Consider the following 18,914-nt stretch of genomic DNA (forward strand, 5'->3'; position numbering starts at 1 on the left):
CAGCTCCATTCGTTTGCTCGATCTAAAGACATACCTGTTCCTCCAAAAGATATATTTTTGAAAAATACTGACACTTTTGCTGTTTTTTTCTTTATAATGCAAATCAACGAAGGGAGAGGATAGCATGTCCAACCGAAAAGGCACGATTCTTTTAACTGCTGTATGTCTCATAACAGGCAGTTTGTTGATGATGACCCCAGATTCAGCTCATGCAGACACCCCTTATTATGGAAAGAATTATGAACAGCCAGCCTCAGTGAAAAAGCGATACCCTGAGCCTGACGAGACGTTTGATACCCCTGCCTTTCAGAAAAAAGGAGACGCATTTACGACACAAGAAGAGCTTCAAGCTTTCTTACGTGACATTGTCCGCAAAAGTCCTTACGCTACGCAAAAACAGATTGGAACATCCATTGATGGTCGGTCCATTCCAGCCCTTTACTTTACAAAGGACCGTCATATTTCTCCACTTTCAAAAAAGCCAACGATCTGGCTTCAAGCACAAATACACGGAAATGAACCGGCCTCCGGCGAATCTGCCCTTGTGATTGCGAAACGACTAGCAGGTGAAGAAGGAGAGCGTATACTCAATCATGTCAATATCATCATTGTCCCTAGGATCAACCCTGATGGCGCATATGCCTTTGACCGCAGGCTTGCCAACGGAATGGACGGAAATCGTGATCATATGACATTAGAATCTCCAGAACTCACAGCCCTGCATCAAGAATTTAATCGTTATGCGCCAGAGGTTGTCATTGATGCACATGAATACGATGTAGGCCAAAAGCAGTTTGAAGATATCGGCTCATCAGGCGCTCTCAAATATCACGATTTGCTGATCTTATCAGGGAAGAATTTGAACATCCCTGAAAGCATTCGTCTAACGTCAAATGAATTATACGTCAACGGAGTTCGGGAAACGCTGACGAACAAAGGGTTTTCTAATGATTTATATTATACAAACACAAGAGGAAAGGATGGGAAAATTGACCTTTATGAAGGGGGAACGGATGCACGAATTGGGCGAAATGCTCTTGCACTCTCGCCAGCTCTGTCATTTCTTGTAGAAAGCAGAGGGATTGGAATTGGAAGAGAGGACTTTACCCGCCGCGTCGCTGCCCAAGTCACTACTCATGAAAAAATCATTGAGACAACGGTGAAGCATGCGAAGCAGGTGAAGCAGCAAATGGTGACGGAGCGGCTGAAGCTGGTGAAAAAAGGTCTTCAACCAAACGATGACGATCAAGTGGTCATTCAAGATGATTTCAAGGCGCCTGTAAATGATTCACTGGAAATGGTTGATATTGAAAAAGGACAGACCATCAATGTCCCTGTGCGCTTTCACAGTGCGAGCGATGCGGTTCCTGTATTGACGAGAGAGCGTCCGACAGCTTATCTCATTCTTCCAGGGCATGAAGGGGTAGAGAGGAAACTTAGAACATTAGGGTTAAAAAGTGTTACATTGCCTGTTGGCGTGAAAGTGCCGGTACAAGCCTATCAGGTGACACAGCGAGAGGAAAAGAGCAAAACAGACATTCAGCTTGAAACAAGACTTGTTGAAAAGAAACGTCAGCTGCCAAAAGGAACGAAGGTATATGTCACGGCGCAACCACAAACCAATCTGCTGTCACTTGCCCTTGAACCAGAATCAAAAGACAGCTATATGTCATCAGGGTTTATTGCTTCGAAAGTAGGCGATGAGCTGCCAGTATACCGTTTCCTGCTTCATCAGAAGACGTTAGGGATTAAATAAAAAAGGGCTAAAATGATTTTAGCGCTCTGTCAACAATCTAGAAGCGGCACAAGGCGTGCCGCTTTTTTTATTTTCGTCCAGCTCTTATCTCGTCTGTCATGCCTTCATACGGTGCTTCTGCGATAATGGTTTCGTCATTTACACCTGCATGGTTGATGTACGTAATGTCTGCGAATTCTGGCACAACATATTTCGGATAGGTTTCATATTTTTCGCGAGATTCTTTCATGAGATCGATGTAGTCGTTTTGATAGCAAACGGTGATATCTGGACGTTCATGCACCCATTTTGGGAAGAAGATGACGCCATGCATGCGTTTTTCCTCAGGCATAAAGTTCAGAGAAACGTCTGTCCCTGTTGGTTCTGTCCAAGAGACTTTGTAGACGCCTTTTGTCAGCTTTACAATATTCACTTCTTGATCACGGACCCATCGGCCTCCGACCATTCCGCTATGAATGCGGTAATCAATGGTATGATCATTTTTAATGTAAATCTCATATTCCCAGCCATTTTCATACGTATAAATCATATGAAGTCCAACGAATTGATCCATGTTTATTCCTTCTTTCATTAGAATGATGTTATTTCAAACATGTCATGATTTACATGTTTATTTTAAAGTCTATGGTATACTATTGTCAAAGAATATGCGTTGGAGGCACATCATGAGAGTACTGAAATATGTCATTCTTGGCTTACTCGATCAGCGTGAGCTGACAGGATACGATATCACAAAACACTTTAAGGATTCCCTTGGACAGTTTTGGAGTGCCAAGCACAGCCAAATCTATCCCGAGCTGAAGCGTCTAACTGAAGAAGGGTTTATTGAATTTGATATTCACATACAAGGAAAGAAGCTGGAGAAGAAGGTCTATCAAATCACAGCGGCAGGCAAAGTGGAGCTTCATCAGTGGCTAAGGACAAAGGACCCTATTCCAGAAACGACAAAGGATGAATTTATGCTCAAAACATTTTTCATCTCTTCTATGGACAAAAAAGAAGCGGCGGACCTGTTTACACATCAACTGCTAGAGCGCACGAAAAAAGTAGATATGCTTGAACAAAAGCTGCACGCTTTAACGGAGGAAGACCCTTCCGCCGAATCGCTGCATTCAGCACAATTTGGGCATTATTTAGTGCTGACAAGAGCCATTGAAAGAGAAAAAGGGTATGTTCATTGGCTTCGAAAGACCCTTGAATTGATTGATTCATCCATTGTCTAAGGACAATGGTCGGATGATATGATAAAAAATGGCTTGAAACAAGTGAATTTATTAATAGAAACCGCTACAATGGATATATTCGTATTAAAGTGAGGCGAGTATGTTTGAGTAACCAAGAAGCGTTGTGGAATGAAGCAGAAGCTTTTGTTTCTTTATGCTATGAAGAATTAAACAAATCAAATGAAGAGAAAGCAGCACGTCTGCATGAAATAAAAAAAGAAATAGAGTCTGAAGGTATATACACCCATACACCTGAAGAACTAGCTCACGGGGCGAAAATGGCTTGGCGCAACAGTAACCGCTGCATTGGCCGTTTATTTTGGTCAACCCTGCATGTTCACGACTGCCGGCATGTGAAGACAGAGGATGAGGTGAAAGAGGCGCTCTTTCATCATATTAAGTATGCGACAAATGGCGGGAAAATCAAACCGTCCATCACGATCTTTCCCCCAGAGCAAGAGGGACGGAAGGATGTCGTCATTTATAATCATCAGCTTGTTCGTTATGCAGGCTATGAAACGGAATATGGCATCATCGGCGACGAGGCATCCCTTGAATTAACAAAGTTGTGTGAAGCCTATGGCTGGAAAGGGGAGGGGACGCATTTTGATCTTCTGCCGCTTATGTTTCAGCTAAAAGGTCAGCCGCCTGTTCTATACGATCTTCCGAAAGAGATCGTCCAAGAAGTCGAGATTACCCATCCTGAATATGAAGCCTTTCGTGATTTAGGGCTGAAATGGTACGCTGTTCCGATTATTGCGGATATGAAATTAGAGATTGGCGGTATTCATTACAATGCTGCACCATTTAACGGCTGGTATATGGGCACAGAGATTGGCGCACGTAACTTAGCGGATGAAAACCGCTACAATATGTTAAGAAAAGTCGCTTCTATTTTAGGACTGGACACGACAAAAAATGCGTCACTTTGGAAGGACAAAGCCATTGTCGAATTGAATGTGGCAGTTCTCCATTCTTACCGCGAAGCAGGGGTGACCATCGTCGATCACCACACAGCAGCACATCAATTCAAGCAGTTTGAAAAGCAGGAAGAAAAGGCTAACCGCAAGCTGACTGGAGACTGGACATGGCTGATTCCGCCCGTATCACCAGCTGCCACTCACATTTTCCACAAGCATTACGACAATACCATTATGAAACCGAACTATTTTTATCAGGAAAAGCCCTATCATAGGACAGAAAAAGCCTAGCGAAATGAAAAGCTAGGCTTTTTTGTATAAAATGAATCATTTGAATGATGTTTAATATGGTAATTTATGGTTTAATGGCGATGAAATCAAAAAGGGAGGGTTATAAATGAAAAAAATCACATGGCTAATACTCGCGGTTTTATTAAGTATCATCGGAGGTTTATCGCTAGGTGCTGAAAAAGTAAAAGCAACTGATAGGAAAGCGATGGTACAAAACGTAGTCGATTTGAAAGTCTCAACGGATCGTTCAAGTTATTCTTCTCTTCATCCTCAAATTCACGTTAAAATGACAGCGGCAACAAATGAAACACTCTATTATACAGCGAGTATTCGTAAGCTTACGTTCCCAGTAACTTCTGTCTACTCACACCAAGGGTCTATTTCTGGACAAGCAGCTTTCACAGCACCAACTCATTTGTTCCTTCCTAGCAGTGGTTCAGCAAATTATGATGTTCATGTGAGCCTCTACAAAGATGCTTCACGTACGACGCTGATCGGATACTATGTGGCTAACTCTTTTACTGTTGTGAAGTAAAAAGACACACCGACATCAACTAACCTCTTATTCGAAAATCTTTATAATGACCTAACCCGGTGAGCGGCTCCATCTGCATATCTGTTACCTTTGAAAAAGGGCTTCCTTTCTGGACTCTGTCTAAGAAGTCAAGCACTGCCTGCTGCTCACCTTCTACCTTTAACTCGACATGACCTTCATCCGTGTTGCGCACCCAACCTTTCATCCCTCGATTGATGGCTTCTCCCTGAACAAAATAGCGAAATCCGACTCCCTGCACCCGTCCTTTGACAATGGCATGATAGTGTATCAATGTCATCTCTCCTTTTTTCTCATCGTACCATAGCCTGCATCTGACCTTCATGCATCGACTATGATTTGGCTGTCAAACGATGTAAAATAAAACAATCAGACAACCAAAGGAGATGGCCATGGTGGGACCAAAAAGGTATGACTTAGAGGGAATTCAAGTAGGACAACCTATTACCACTAATGTAAATGGAAAGGAAATCAAAACAGCCATCAATAAAAGGCGTATTCATGAGCCTGTGTATTTGAGCAAGCTCAATTTTGAGGGAGATGGCCAGGGGGATTTGGTTCATCACGGAGGCTATGATAAAGCCGTCTGCGTTTTTCCATATGATCATTATGCTTACTTTGAGCAATTTTTAGGTGTTTCGCTTCAGGAGGCGGCCTTCGGAGAGAATTTGACAGTACATGAGCTTGTAGAGACAAAGGTGTGCATTGGCGATGTGTTTCAGCTTGGAGAAGCGCTTGTTGAGGTTAGTCAGCCAAGACAGCCTTGTGTGAAGCTATCTCTTAAGCACGGCAACACAAGGCTTGTGAAAGAGGTGCAGCACACAGGGTATACAGGCTTTTATTTACGTGTGTTAAAAGAAGGAAGGGTGTCGCCTGATGCATCTCTTATATTAGTAGAGAAAGCGCCCCATCAGATAACGGTCCATGAAGTGAACGAAGTCAAATATCGTCAAACAAGTCCAGAGAGACTGCAAGCTGTTCTTGAAGTAGATGCCTTAGCAGATGTGGTGAGGAAGTCTTTACAAAAACGAATTCAACGCATTTAAAAAAGCCGTACATCAGCACAAGATGTACGGCTTTTAAGCGCTTATGAGCTTGGTTTCTTTTGCTCTAGAAGATTTGCAAGGAAATATGTTTTTAAGCTTTGAAGCTTTCTTCCCTCATGCTTGGTCACACCAAGCTTCTTTAATTCTTCGACATACCAGCCTTTGCTACCATAATGCATGATAGAAAACTCCTTTCAATTGGAACTGCCTGCATTGTAACATCTCAAAAAAAGAGGTGAAAAGTGTGCAGGTGTTAAGAAATGAAAACTAATTCTATCTGCCTATGATCTATGTATATGCTGGAAATGATCATTTATGAATTTGGCGGGTTGAGGGTGACAATGATCATGCCAATCGTCATAATCATGATGACAACACCAAGATACGTCATCATGGATTGTTTTTTCTTAATACCTATAACCGTTAAGATAATACTTTCAATGAAAAAGATAACACCGATGATGATGAACCACATATCAAATAAGACCCCTTTCGCATATCTTTGCCTATTTTACCACAGGCATTTTTGTTTAGTCGTGACAGATTTACGAAAAAATCCCCTCCAATGAAAGGAGGGGATCAATGAACTTACAGCTTTGTTAAAATAATCGGTTCGTCTTTTGTGATCACAATGGTATGTTCAATCTGTGCGACTAGGCTTTTATCTGGTGTTTTAAATGTCCAGCCATCATCAGCCTGGTAAATGGATTCAGCATTTGTTGATATAAAAGGTTCAAAGGCAATGACTGTGCCATTTTTAAACAAAGCATTATCGAATGGATCATAATAGTTCAAAATATGGTTAGGTGCTTCGTGCAGACTTTTCCCAATGCCGTGTCCTGTCAGGTTTTTAATCACAGTAAAACCTTGCTCTTTGGCAGTATTGTAGACCGCACGGCCAATTTGATTTTGTCTTTTACCAGCTTTGGCATGCTTTAACCCTTCAAGGAAAGCATCCTCGGCACATTGGCATAATGCTTCAAGTCGAGCATCACCAGTACCTAATACGAATGAAATTCCAGTATCGGAATAATATCCGCCAAGCTCTGCTGAGATATCAATATTAATGAGGTCGCCCTCTTGTAAAATGTTTTTTTCACTTGGAATACCATGTGCGACTTCATCGTTCACACTGATACAAGTGGTACCAGGGAAGTCATATTCCTTTTCAGGCGCTGAATTGGCTCCGTGCTCTTCTAATATTTTTTTCCCAATCAAATCTAATTCCTTTGTAGACATGCCTGGTTTCGCTTGGTTTTTCATTTCTTCTCTTGCCAAAGCGACAATTCGGCCGACTTTTTTTAAGGCTTCTAACTCATGATCATGTTTGACAATCACTGTTCATTCCCGCTTTCTATAACTTCATTCTATTCAATAGCTTACCACATTTTACGTGAAAAGAGTAAAGGCGGAATTCCGAATCGATGTGGACAAATTGGTATAGATAACTAGATGTGCATATGATATATTTTTTATGAACATCATGAGAAATTTGGTCATGATGATGACAAAGGGGGGAGAAAAGAGATGGTGTTTCAGTTTTTTCAAAAGTTAGGGAAATCATTTATGCTTCCAATCGCTGTACTTCCAGCAGCAGGGATTATTTTGGCTATTGGGCGGGAGGATGTATTCAATATCCCATTTATTTATGCGGCAGGGAATGCAATTTTTGCGAACTTGGCTTTAATTTTTGCAATGGGTGTCGCAATCGGCATTTCAAAGGATGGTAACGGTGCAGCGGCGTTATCAGGGGCGATCTCTTATTTTATTTTGTCAGCCGGTACAACGTCGATTAACTCAACCAACAATATGGGGGTATTGGGCGGTATTTTATGCGGGCTTTTGGCAGGTTACGTATACAATCAATTCAAGGATACGAAACTGCCGGAATACTTAGGTTTCTTTAGTGGAAGACGGCTTGTGCCGATTATGACAGCACTTTTCACCATTTTATTAGCAGCCGTTTTCGGATATGTATGGCCTCCGATTCAAAGTGTGATCAATGATTTGGGGGAATGGATTTTAAGTCTTGGTGCGACGGGTGCGGGGCTGTTTGGATTCTTTAACCGATTGCTGATTCCACTAGGACTTCATCATGTGCTAAATAATTTATTCTGGTTTCAATTTGGGGATTTCAATGGGGCAACTGGGGACTTGGCGCGATTCTTTAAAGGAGATCCAAGTGCAGGTGTCTTTATGACCGGATTCTTCCCAGTGATGATGTTTGGTCTGCCAGCGGCATGCCTAGCCATGGTTGTGACAGCAAAACCTGAAAAGCGAAAAGCAACAGCTGGATTGATGATTGGGATGGCGCTAACGTCATTTATAACAGGGATCACTGAACCAATTGAATTTTCATTTATGTTTTTATCGCCACTTTTATACGGTGTCCATGCAATATTAACGGGTCTCTCGCTCTTTATCGTAAACACCCTCGGGATTCATAGCGGCTTCGCCTTTTCTGCAGGTGCGATTGATTACGTCTTAAGCTTTGGCATTGCACAAAAACCGATCATGCTGCTTGTGGTTGGGGTGATGTATGGCGTTATTTACTTTGTCGTCTTCTATTTCCTCATTAAACTGCTCAATCTGAAAACACCGGGCAGAGAAGATGATGAGCTGGAAGATATTCCAGCTCATCATGCAAATACTGCCGGAGCGAATATGCTCGTAGAGGGGCTTGGCGGCAAAGACAATATCACCACCATTGATCATTGTGCCACCCGTCTTCGCTTAACAGTAGAGGATACAAATTTATTAAACGAGGGTACATTGAAAAAAGCAGGAGCCAAAGGGATACTGACTTCAGGGAAAACATCCGTACAAATCATCATTGGAACGAATGTCGAATTTGTCGCAGATGATCTCCGCAAGGAAGTCGATCGAGATTAAAAAAGCGTTCAGCCAGGTCAAATGGGCTGAACGTTTTTTTGTTTGCGCTGTTCGATGACAAGAACGATGCTGATGACAACAAGCAAGAACCATGAGCTGATTTTCCCTAGATGAACAAGTGACCAAGCTTGCTGTTGATTTGGATATTGCCATGCCCCTAAAAAGGTGGTGACATTTTCGGCAATCCAAATGAAAAAGCCAATCAAAAGAAATGAAACCACTAGCGGCATTCGAAAGGTAGATGAACCGACCTGAAAGGAAACCGTCGTTTTCCGGAACACAACAACAAGAAGCAATGTCAGCCACCAGCGGAGATCATAGATCCAGTGATGCGTAAAGAAATTCAGATAAATACACATACTCATTCCAATTGAAAGAATCGGATGAGGCCAGGCAGTCACCTCTACGCGAAGTCGTGAAAGTGCCTGATAAATATAGCTTGCGACGCTCGCATACATAAAGCCGCTATACAGAGGAACCCCAAAGACTTTCGTAAAAGCATCCTCAGGATAGGACCAAGAACCCATATGTACTTTATAGATTTCTAAACCTATTCCTATGAGATGAAATAAACAAATGACCTTCAGCTCTGTCCATGTCTCCAGCCGCAGCGTCAGCATGAGGATCTGTGCTATGAGACAAAGCAGAAGAATGAAATCATAGCGATGAAGAAAAGGAATAGATACCGTCTTAGATAGTGCAAGTGCTGCAAAGATCATGACGGGGAATAGACACGATATGGCCTGTAAATAAGCGAAATGGCATAATGTTTTCATGCATGCTCAAACCCCTTTTATCTGTCTGAAATAACTTAGACGGTTAAATGAAGGGAAAAGTTTACCTCAACTAGATATTCGTGAACAATTTGTGAATATATATGTGAAAAAGATCACAAACGAGATGTTATATAGTATGATAAGACCATAAATAATATGTGAAACATTTCACATAATTTAAAAGGGAGGCATCATCATGTTTACAAAATTCTTACAAACGAATGTATGGGCAGCCGTGATACTTTTGGCAGCAAGACTTTATATCGGATGGACTTGGCTGACATCTGGTATTGGAAAACTAACAGGCGGATTCGATGCATCAGGATATTTGCAATTTGCAATATCTGAACCCGTTGTCAAGGATGGCCATCTTGTGTATCCGTTCTATGTATGGTTTTTAGAAAATGTCGCTTTGCCAAATGCTGGACTATTCAGTGCCATGGTCATGTGGGGAGAAATCTTAGTTGGTCTTGGATTAATTGTTGGATTGTTCACAACAACGGCAGCCTTTTTCGGTAGCGTGATGAATGTCTCTTTCTTACTTGCTGGTACCGTCTCTGTCAACCCACTCCTTCTTCTGATTGCGGTCATCATCATGGCAGCGAAAGGAAATGCCGGAAAATTTGGTCTTGATTATGTCGCAGGTCCAGTCCTCAAACGAACAATGAAAAGAAAGCCGCATTTAGAAGTGGCATCATAAAGAAAAGCATCCTGAGCGAGAACTCAGGATGCTTTTTATTTAGGAACTGGCTTTGATGAGGTTGATATGCACTACTGTTAGCTCATGCTCACTTATATCTGGATCATGTCCCACGATAAATTCGAGCTCATAATCACCGGTCTGATAAACGTATTTCTTCTCGTTTGTTTGCGGGATGGTGCTCACTGTATCGGCAGGCCCAAGCTGTTTCTTCAAAAGAGATGGAGTCATTCCACCGATATTCGTTTCTTTTTCTACATTTGTTCCGAAATAACGGATTTCGTTAATCTTGCCTTTTTTGTCATAGTGAAAAGCAAATCCAGGATTGCCCATCTCAGCGTGATACAAGTCAAAGCCGCTTTGACCCGTTTCTGGATAAGGTTTCCCTAGTTTATGATGAACGTCTTTTTTTGATTGAACTCCTATTTTGAGCCCTTCTGCATAGTAGGGCATTTGTCCATTATGTGCCAGCTTGTAAATACTGTTTAGTGCGGCTTTTGGACCTTGAGGAACGGATGGTTCTGCTGCTGTTTTGGTCATGGCGTGTGCGGATAGCGCAGGGCTGAAACCGAATAGGGCGGACGACGCAAGTGAGGCAGTTACGACAAAGGCTGTTGCTTTCTTCATGAAAAATCCCTCCTTGTTTTCCTATACCCGGTGTAACAATCATCAAACGTGAAAAAACCAGCTGATCAAGGATCGGCTGGTTCTTTCATTGAGAAAGTTATTTTGAAGAAGAACTGGATTCATCTTTGGCGGAAGAGGAATCTTCTTCATCCTGTACTTTCTTTGTATAGTCATAATCATTTCGGTCAATCGGTGTAAAGCCTTTAGGCTTGTAGAAACGGAGTAAATCTTCGGTGACGATTTTATCAGATGTCTCAAGCATCTTTTTCACCGTTTCATTTTCTTGTGATGCCTTGTCAGTTGGCTCGATTTTCTCGCCTGTTTTGTTGCTGTAATAGTTGTTGCCTACTTTCGTGTAGTCCTTCGACACGAAGTCCCCGTTTCTAAATGGCACAAGCTCTTTGAAGTTCTTCGATAAGATATCAGAACCAGACATTAAATAGTTCTTCGTATCATCGCCAAGCAGGTGCAGAAGGGTTGGAGCGACATCGACTTCACCAGAGTATTTATGAATTTGTCCGCCTTTCACGCCTGGCACATGGATAAATAGCGGTACACGCATAAGCTGGGCATTTTCATAATCTCCAATTTTTTCTCCTGTCACTTTTTCCATCGCTTCATTATGATTTTCAGAAATGCCGTAATGGTCTCCGTACATAATGACGACTGTGTTGTCATAGAGACCTGACTTTTTCAAGTCATTGAAGAACTGTTCAATGGCTTCATCTAAATAATGAGCAGATTGGAAGTAGTTATCGACGACAGAATCTCCGAAGTCACCTGGTTCGAAATCGGTATCACCTTCATCCATACCAAATGGGAAGTGGTTCGATAACGTAATGAATTTCGAATAAAACGGCTGCTTTAGGTTTTCAAGCATCGGCATGGATTCTTTGAAGAACGGTTTGTCTTTCAAACCATAGTTCTTCGTATCTTGCTCGTTCATATCATAATACTCAGAATCGTAAAATCTGTCATATCCAAAGGACTTAAACATTTCATTACGGTTCCAGAAGGTTTTCGTATTCCCATGGAATTCTGCTGACGTGTATTGATCCTTCTTTAGAATGCCAGGAAGTGCCTGATACGTATTTTGCGCTTTGTTAATAAAAACAGAGCCTTGTGATAATGGGAATAGCCCGGTATCCATCATAAATTCAGCATCAGACGTCTTTCCTTGTCCTGTTTGATGGAAGAAGTTATCAAAGTAAAACGTCTTGTTGTCGTGAGCTAATGAATTAAGGAATGGCGTCACTTCTTTTCCATTCACCTTATAGTCAATGACAAAGTTTTGCAGAGATTCAAGAGAAATCGTAATCACGTTCATGCCTTTCGCTTTCCCGTAATAAGCAGGGTTAGGATCAGCGCTGTTCGCTTTTAAATAGTTCTCTACATCTGTCACGTCATTTGAATTGGCTAGAGCACGCTGGCTGTTTGATTTCACATTTTGAATGGCATCAAACACAGTAAAGTTATAAGCACCTAAATATTTGACTAAATAATTGCGGTCGAACGATCTTGATAAAAGCTCTGGTCGATCAATCTCTGCAGCAACTAAGTTGACAACAAAGATCACAACAGAGGACACAAGGACGAGTCTAAACGATTTTGACTTTTGAACAGGTACAGTGGCTGTACTTGTTTGCTGCTGCCTTTTCATGCGGACTGCGAGTACGATCAAGATGATTGTATCGATAAAGTAAAACACATCAGTCCAACGCATGAGTGAAAATGCACTATCACCTAATTGTCCGCCATTCGTTCCTGCCTGCATCACAACAGGCAGCGTGATAAAGTCATTGAAGAATCGATAGTACACGATGTTTGCGTAAAGTAAAAAAGACATGAAAAAGTGAATCACAATGATAGCGGCAGGCTGCCATTTTTTCTTGAACAATAAAGCAAAGCCAAGAAAGAACAAGCTGGAGCTAATAGGATTCACGAAAAGCAAAATATGCTGAAGCATATTTGATATACCAAGTTTAAATTCAATTAAATACGCTGAATACGTTTTGAGCCATAGTAAGATGACTGCAATGATAAAGAAGCCAAGACCTCTTTTTTGAATAAATGTTTTCATATAAACACTCCTTTTCTCCGTTAAACGGAAGAGGCGGAACGAAAGAAAACGAACCATTAGAATATACCACGAAATCCACAAATAGAAAAGTCATAACCGGTGAAGGGTATCAGCAGCCTGTCCAAGCAATAAAAGGAAAGGCATCGAAAATATTTGATCCTCCAAAAACTTTTTATGAAATTTATCCTAATAATAACAGAAAATTCAGTAATTTTACAGTTGCTATATCAATAAAACAGGCAAAAAGACACAAGTCTAAAGAATTAATTTAGTTTCTACAATGGTGATTTCGAGAAAATTTCCAGTGTTTATTAATGTTTATGCAGGTTAAGTAAAAAAAATGAGGAAATGAACTGCGAATACAGGTGGATAAAAATTCCTGATAGATAATATATCGATATATTTTGTTGTTTCACAAACAAAATGGTTTTGATGTATTTTGTAAGGGTTTTATTCATTTTGATGAATAAACAAATTATCTAAATATACTTAAGTGGACATTTTGACACTATAAACTTTTGAATTGGAGTCGATATAGACATTGACAGGAAATCTTCCATTGAAAGGATTGATAGTATATGACTGTACGAGCAGAGAACCTCGTTCAGAACTGGTTTCCGAGTGAGGACGGAAATGCAGAAGACCGGAAAGAACTCGTCAAATTAATGGAACAGATTATTTCAGGGGTCGATGACCTGAAGGATCCGAACCGTGCTCACCTAAAGGGTGAAAAGAATCGTGGGGAGAATTTTTATCAAAAGCTCACTGAAACAAGTCAAATTCCGGTGAACGGCCAACAAGCGGAACTTGTGAATGAAGAATTACTCAAGCTTTTACATAATCATCCATACCACACAAAGTATTTCTTCACCAACATTTTGCCAATGGCAAGTACACCAGGAATTCTAGGCATGCTGACGGCTATGCTGGTAAATGGAAACAACCTATGGGATGTTTACGGACCAGCAGGAGCGGAAGCTGAGGTCAGAGTGGTCTCAATGATGTCAAGGCTCATCGGATATGACCCAAATGTGAGCGGGGGATACACAACATGGGGAGGTCAGGGGGCTATTTTCTCAGGACTTCGTTTAGCAATTGCGAAAGTCGCACCGGAGTCACTGCGAAAAGGCGTCCCGCAAAATCTTTATGCGTTTTGTTCTGATGCCGCACATTACAGCTTATTTAAGTCAATGGAAGCAACAGGACTCGGCACAGACAATTTAATCAGAATTAAAACGAATAAAGATCATTCAATGGATATGGAAGATTTGCGTTGTCAAATGGAACATGTTGCACAAAATGGCGGAATCCCCGTTTATATTGTGGCAACAACCGGAACAACAGATGCCATTGCAATTGATGATGTAAAAGGGGTACGTGAAACAGCAGAAGCCATTGCTGAGAAGTATGGTCTAAAGGTGCCGCATATTCATGCAGATTCAGCGCTGGGCGGATTCTTTGCTTTCTTTAATGAGTATGATCTAGCTGAAAACAAGCTGCAATTCTCAGACGGTGTTCTTCGTATGCTAAAAGAAATCAAAGCGAAATTCGAGCATCTTTCTCTTGCAGACACAATGTGCTTTGATTTTCAGAAGCTCGGTCAAACACCTTACACATCCAGCTTATTCTTAGTGAAAAATGCTGCAGACTTAAAGCGTTTGGACCTAGAAGAACAAGAGACACCATATGTCGGACATAGAGGCTATGGGGAATACCATACGGGCTATACACTTGAATGCTCAAGAATGGGAAGCTCTATCAGCATGCTGAGTGTGCTGTTAACGTTTGGGATTGAAGGCTATCAGCGCCTGCTTGGTCAATTTTTAGAGGTGAACCTTGCATTCAGAAAAGCACTCAGTCAAGAAATTCCGCAAGCAGAAGTTGTCAATGATGACAATGTGGGAATGGCTACATTGTTTAGAATTTATCTAGACGGCTCACCGCGCTTTCAAGAAGAAATTTCAGGCGAAGCAACTTCAATGGAAATTGAGCGGAACAATGAATTGAACAAAATGCTGTTTGAAAAGCTTGGAGAGAAAAGAGACGAAATGTTCTTTGGCGATACAACAAAGTTTTTACTTGTGAATGCGAAGGAAGGTCAAGAATTCTATCTAAGTGTTAGTAAGTTTTTTGTTATCTCACCTTATACGTTACCGGAACATATCCCTCATATCGTATCTTATTTAAAAGATGTGATTGCATCTGTCTGTGGACAATTTGAAAGTGTACATGCTTAAATCAAATCTGAGAGTGGAGATGTAGAAAAAATGGCGAAACAAAGGAAATTTGGAGGACTCACGATATCCTCCAAAATCATGTCAGTCGTTGTCGTAACATTACTCGCAACCGTTGCATTATTCGTTCTAACATTTTATCTAGTCAGCCAGGATTTATCATCCCAGTTATTAAAGCAATTTGATTATCGATTAACAACAGATATTGATACAGCAAAGAAAGAAATCGATAATATGGATGGAAACGTCCTTAGCATTAGCGGGAAGGATGATCCCCTTTATGTGAAGATCAAAGAGAAATTCACAGAGCTTCAAGAAGATCATACGCTTGAGAACTTATACGTGTTATCTAATAAAGGCGGCAAAGAAAGAATTATTGTATTAACTGGGGAAGACAATGATTTTGATCAAGACTATACGTTTTCAGATGAGATGAAACAGGCTCTTTCTGAAGATAAGATGGTCAAAAGTGATATTTATCAGGATTCATTTGGCACACATAAATCAGTCTTTTTACCAATCAAGGATTCAGGCGGTGAGCTGACGGGAATCTTAGGGATTGACTTAGATGCGTCAGTTGTTCCAGCCACAACGAAGAAGCTGACGATCTATATCACAATTGCATCTGCCCTTGTGCTCATCGGCGGATTACTCTTCTCCTTTATCATGGGTAGAAAAATTGCGAAACCAGCTCGTTCCTTGATGGAATCAGCGAACCGAATTGCTGATGGAGATCTCACTGGAATGGTAGAGGTTCAAAGTAAAGACGAGATCGGTCAGCTAGCCGCTTCCTTCCAAAAGATGCAGGGGCGGATCAAAGAGCTTATTGGGAAGATCTCAAACTCATCAAGTGAAGTATCGAAAATGTCTTCACAGCTTCGCACCGTGACGAACGAATCAAGTCAAAGTGCGCAGCAGGTGTCAGAAGCGATGACGAATATGAGTGAAGGGATCAATGATTCTGTAGCCAATATTACAGACTGTACGACATCTGTAGCGGAAATCGATACCCAAATCGAAGGCGTCACAAAAGAAGTAGATGAAATGAAATCTGTTTCATCAAAAGTACAAGAGCAGTCAGAATCTGGTCAAAAACTAGTGAATCATGTGCTTGAGCATCTCAACATGCTACATGACAAAATGACAAACTCAAAGCAGGCAGCAGAAGAATTACAATCACATTCTACAGAGATTGAAAGTGTCATTTCCATTATTACCGACATTTCAGCGCAAACGAATTTACTTGCACTGAATGCTTCAATCGAAGCGGCACGTGTTGGGGAAGAAGGAAAAGGGTTTGCTGTTGTGGCAGATGAGGTACGTAAGCTAGCTGAACAATCAGCTGATGCGGCTAAAACCGTTTCAGACCTAGTAATCGGCACACAGGAAAACAGTCAGCGTGTCCTTGAAAGCGTAGAGGAAAGCAGTAAGGCAGTGGAAGAAGGACGCGAGCAAATGAAAGGCACCTCGCAGAACTTCGCTGGTATTTACGACGGAGTGTCTCAATTTGCAAGCAGAACGAACAATTTGCTTCAATCCATCAAACAGGTAGAACGAGCCTATCAAACAATTTCTACATCGATTGAACAAATTTCGGTTGTATCAGAAGAACATGCGGCCAGCTCTCAAGAAGTAGCGGCAGCAACGGAACAGCAAAGCGCTGGCATGCAACAAATTTCAAGTGCGATTGAACAGCTCTCTGATATGTCAGAGGACTTAGCGAAGATGGTATCCACCTTCAAAATCGACAATAAATAACGAAAAAGCTGGCTCTTGTGAGAGAGTCAGCTTTTTTGCTATGCTTAATCAAATATATTCGGCTGAAAGGAGAAACACAATGGATTTTGCGCAGAGATTGTCAGAAGAACGGATCAAAAAGGCGATGGACAATGGAGCTTTTGAAGGATTATCTGGCTTTGGGAAACCTCTGCCAAAAGATGACGCTGCTCATGTACCTGAAGAGCTAAGAATGGGCTATCGTATGATGAAAAATGCCGGCTTTGCTGGGGAAGAAACGGCACTGAAAAAAGAACTCATGACCGTCAAAGCGTTACTCAAATCGAGTATAGATGGAGAGGAAAGAAAAAAGCTTGCTCTCATATGTGAAGAAAAACAAAAACGCTTGGATGAACTGACATCAAAGCGCCAAACGTTTGCCCGTCCAGCCTCCTCCTTTTACAAAAACAAGGTCTACGAAGCATAAAAAAAGATGATGACACGATGCCTCTCCTCAGCACATTGAGGGGCTTTTTTTATGAAAGCGCTACATTTTGTTGTTGACTACATGTTATATACAAATATAAAATATGAAGTAAACATGTATATACAAGTTTTTTGGTTCTTTTTTCTTATAAAAAACGATCTCGGAGGGGATAGCATGGCTGATTATCAGGCAGCAGCAGATCAGATTGTGAAAGCCATCGGCGGAAAAGAAAACATTGATCAAGCAACACATTGTGTAACAAGGCTTCGCTTTGTTTTGAAAGATGAAGGAAAGGTTGATGAGAAAGCACTTGAACAAATTGAAGAAGTGAAGGGATCTTTCTCAGCGAACGGTCAATACCAAGTTGTCATCGGCCAAGGGGTCGTCAACCGAGTATACGCCGAAATGGTCAAACAGACGGGAATTGGGGAAGCCACAAAAGAGGACGTTAAACGTGCCTCTGATCAAAAATTAAACCCATTGCAGCGTGCTGTGAAAACGCTTGCAGATATCTTTATACCGATTCTTCCTGCTATCGTCACAGCCGGGTTATTAATGGGAATTAATAATATCTTAACAGCGCCTGATATTTTCTTTGATCAAAAATCGATTGTGGATGTGTATCCGGCATGGGCTGATTTAGCGAATATGATCAACTTGATTGCGGGCACCGCTTTTACCTTCCTACCAGCATTAATTGGCTGGTCGGCTGTGAAACGGTTTGGAGGCAATCCGCTTTTAGGAATGGTCCTTGGACTGATGCTTGTGCATCCGGACTTGTTAAATGCGTGGGGCTATGGAGCGGCTGAAAAGACTGGTGACATTCCTGTCTGGAATTTGTTTGGACTTGAAGTGCAGAAGGTAGGCTATCAAGGACAGGTTCTTCCGATACTCGTTGCCTCCTATTTACTTGCAAAGCTCGAATTATTTATCACAAAACGGACACCAGAAAGTATTCAGCTGTTAGTCGTTGCACCGATTACGTTATTACTGATTGGATTTTTATCCTTTATCGTCATTGGTCCTATTACATTTGCGGTTGGAAACGTTTTAACCTCTGGTCTAGTAACCGTATTCCAGCAATTCGCAGCACTTGGCGGCCTATTATACGGAGGTTTATATGCAGCGTTAGTGATTACAGGGATGCACCATACGTTCCTTGCTGTCGATATTCAATTGATTAACTCAAAGCTGCATGGCACGTTCCTATGGCCAATGCTCGCACTGTCTAATATCGCACAAGGATCAGCTGCACTTGCGATGATGTTTGTGTTAAAAGATGAAAAGCAAAAAGGACTCTCGCTCACATCAAGTATTTCCGCTTACTTAGGAATTACGGAGCCAGCAATGTTTGGAGTCAACCTGCGCTATCGCTTCCCTTTTATTTTTGCACTGATCAGCTCAGGGTTAGCCGGTATGTTTATTGCCTCTCAAAGGGTGCTGGCAAGCTCGGTCGGTGTTGGAGGTATTCCAGGGATTTTCTCAATCATTCCGAAATACTGGGGTGCATTTGCAATAGGAATGGTCATTGTTCTTATCGTTCCATTCATTGGGACCCTTTTATATGCAAAGCTAAAAAAGAAGAAGGATTTTTCACAAGAACTTAACTAGTG

General features: G+C 41.5%; 19 protein-coding genes. 11 read left to right on the forward strand and 8 right to left on the reverse strand.

All coding sequences use genetic code 11. The annotated features are described in order from the left end of the window. The first annotated feature begins 124 nt into the window (after positions 1 to 124). Complete coding sequence (locus IEE86_RS13585) at positions 125 to 1,756, forward strand: M14 family metallopeptidase (protein ID WP_191097695.1); 1,632 nt, start codon at positions 125 to 127, stop codon at positions 1,754 to 1,756. A 67-nt stretch (positions 1,757 to 1,823) separates the two neighbouring features. Here IEE86_RS13585 and IEE86_RS13590 read toward each other — a convergent pair whose 3' ends face one another. Then, positions 1,824 to 2,309, reverse strand: coding sequence for a phenolic acid decarboxylase (locus tag IEE86_RS13590; protein ID WP_191097696.1), 486 nt, complete (start codon positions 2,307 to 2,309; stop codon positions 1,824 to 1,826). A gap of 112 nt (positions 2,310 to 2,421) precedes the next feature. On the opposite strand from IEE86_RS13590, the gene IEE86_RS13595 reads away from it, so the two are divergent. From IEE86_RS13595 to IEE86_RS13605, 3 genes are all read left to right on the forward strand, one after another. Continuing rightward, positions 2,422 to 2,979, forward strand: a complete 558-nt coding sequence (locus IEE86_RS13595) for a PadR family transcriptional regulator (RefSeq protein WP_191097697.1) — start codon at positions 2,422 to 2,424, stop codon at positions 2,977 to 2,979. A gap of 104 nt (positions 2,980 to 3,083) precedes the next feature. After that, complete coding sequence (locus IEE86_RS13600) at positions 3,084 to 4,190, forward strand: nitric oxide synthase oxygenase (RefSeq protein WP_191097698.1); 1,107 nt, start codon at positions 3,084 to 3,086, stop codon at positions 4,188 to 4,190. Positions 4,191 to 4,296: 106 nt separating this feature from the next. Continuing rightward, positions 4,297 to 4,725 carry a hypothetical protein gene (locus IEE86_RS13605; RefSeq protein ID WP_191097699.1) on the forward strand — a complete coding sequence of 143 codons (429 nt, stop codon included), beginning with the start codon at positions 4,297 to 4,299 and terminating at the stop codon, positions 4,723 to 4,725. Positions 4,726 to 4,744: 19 nt separating this feature from the next. Here the strand turns inward: IEE86_RS13605 and IEE86_RS13610 are convergent, their stop codons facing one another. Then, positions 4,745 to 5,017, reverse strand: coding sequence for an acylphosphatase (locus tag IEE86_RS13610; protein WP_191097700.1), 273 nt, complete (start codon positions 5,015 to 5,017; stop codon positions 4,745 to 4,747). A gap of 121 nt (positions 5,018 to 5,138) precedes the next feature. On the opposite strand from IEE86_RS13610, the gene IEE86_RS13615 reads away from it, so the two are divergent. Then, positions 5,139 to 5,789, forward strand: coding sequence for an MOSC domain-containing protein (locus tag IEE86_RS13615; RefSeq protein WP_191097701.1), 651 nt, complete (start codon positions 5,139 to 5,141; stop codon positions 5,787 to 5,789). Positions 5,790 to 5,830: 41 nt separating this feature from the next. Here the strand turns inward: IEE86_RS13615 and IEE86_RS13620 are convergent, their stop codons facing one another. The 3 genes from IEE86_RS13620 to map form a co-directional block, all read right to left on the reverse strand. After that, complete coding sequence (locus IEE86_RS13620) at positions 5,831 to 5,968, reverse strand: YflJ family protein (RefSeq protein WP_003214303.1); 138 nt, start codon at positions 5,966 to 5,968, stop codon at positions 5,831 to 5,833. 134 nt (positions 5,969 to 6,102) lie between these two features. Then, positions 6,103 to 6,264, reverse strand: a complete 162-nt coding sequence (locus IEE86_RS13625; RefSeq protein ID WP_191097702.1) for a hypothetical protein — start codon at positions 6,262 to 6,264, stop codon at positions 6,103 to 6,105. 113 nt (positions 6,265 to 6,377) lie between these two features. Then, positions 6,378 to 7,127: a type I methionyl aminopeptidase gene (map, locus tag IEE86_RS13630; RefSeq protein WP_191097703.1), complete on the reverse strand. Its 750-nt coding sequence runs from the start codon at positions 7,125 to 7,127 to the stop codon at positions 6,378 to 6,380. Between the two features lie 189 nt (positions 7,128 to 7,316). Between map and nagE the strand changes: the two genes are divergently transcribed. Then, positions 7,317 to 8,681 (forward strand): N-acetylglucosamine-specific PTS transporter subunit IIBC, encoded by a 1,365-nt coding sequence (gene nagE / locus IEE86_RS13635; RefSeq protein WP_191097704.1) that lies wholly within the window; start codon positions 7,317 to 7,319, stop codon positions 8,679 to 8,681. 17 nt (positions 8,682 to 8,698) lie between these two features. Here nagE and IEE86_RS13640 read toward each other — a convergent pair whose 3' ends face one another. Further along, complete coding sequence (locus tag IEE86_RS13640) at positions 8,699 to 9,457, reverse strand: DUF817 domain-containing protein (protein ID WP_191097705.1); 759 nt, start codon at positions 9,455 to 9,457, stop codon at positions 8,699 to 8,701. Between the two features lie 196 nt (positions 9,458 to 9,653). Here IEE86_RS13640 and IEE86_RS13645 point away from each other — a divergent pair, with 196 nt between their 5' ends. Beyond that, complete coding sequence (locus tag IEE86_RS13645) at positions 9,654 to 10,157, forward strand: DoxX family protein (protein WP_191097706.1); 504 nt, start codon at positions 9,654 to 9,656, stop codon at positions 10,155 to 10,157. Between the two features lie 39 nt (positions 10,158 to 10,196). On the opposite strand, the gene IEE86_RS13650 is transcribed toward IEE86_RS13645, so the two are convergent. Both IEE86_RS13650 and ltaS read right to left on the reverse strand, forming a co-directional pair. After that, positions 10,197 to 10,784: a YjgB family protein gene (locus IEE86_RS13650; RefSeq protein WP_191097707.1), complete on the reverse strand. Its 588-nt coding sequence runs from the start codon at positions 10,782 to 10,784 to the stop codon at positions 10,197 to 10,199. A gap of 97 nt (positions 10,785 to 10,881) precedes the next feature. Beyond that, positions 10,882 to 12,864: a lipoteichoic acid synthase gene (gene ltaS / locus IEE86_RS13655; RefSeq protein ID WP_191097708.1), complete on the reverse strand. Its 1,983-nt coding sequence runs from the start codon at positions 12,862 to 12,864 to the stop codon at positions 10,882 to 10,884. Positions 12,865 to 13,442: 578 nt separating this feature from the next. Here ltaS and IEE86_RS13660 point away from each other — a divergent pair. From IEE86_RS13660 to treP, 4 genes are all read left to right on the forward strand, one after another. Then, complete coding sequence (locus IEE86_RS13660; RefSeq protein ID WP_191097709.1) at positions 13,443 to 15,101, forward strand: pyridoxal phosphate-dependent decarboxylase family protein; 1,659 nt, start codon at positions 13,443 to 13,445, stop codon at positions 15,099 to 15,101. 30 nt (positions 15,102 to 15,131) lie between these two features. Next, the gene (locus tag IEE86_RS13665) at positions 15,132 to 16,856 is read left to right on the forward strand and encodes a methyl-accepting chemotaxis protein (RefSeq protein ID WP_191097710.1); all 1,725 of its coding nucleotides are present in this window, start codon (positions 15,132 to 15,134) and stop codon (positions 16,854 to 16,856) included. Between the two features lie 79 nt (positions 16,857 to 16,935). Next, complete coding sequence (locus tag IEE86_RS13670; protein WP_191097711.1) at positions 16,936 to 17,301, forward strand: DnaJ family domain-containing protein; 366 nt, start codon at positions 16,936 to 16,938, stop codon at positions 17,299 to 17,301. A 174-nt stretch (positions 17,302 to 17,475) separates the two neighbouring features. Beyond that, a complete protein-coding gene (treP, locus tag IEE86_RS13675; protein ID WP_191097712.1) occupies positions 17,476 to 18,912 on the forward strand; it encodes a PTS system trehalose-specific EIIBC component in 1,437 nt (478 codons plus the stop codon). Positions 18,913 to 18,914: the final 2 nt, after the last annotated feature.

Origin of the sequence: Bacillus crepusculi (genome assembly GCF_014764715.1) — a bacterium.
GTDB lineage: Bacteria > Bacillota > Bacilli > Bacillales > Bacillaceae > Bacillus.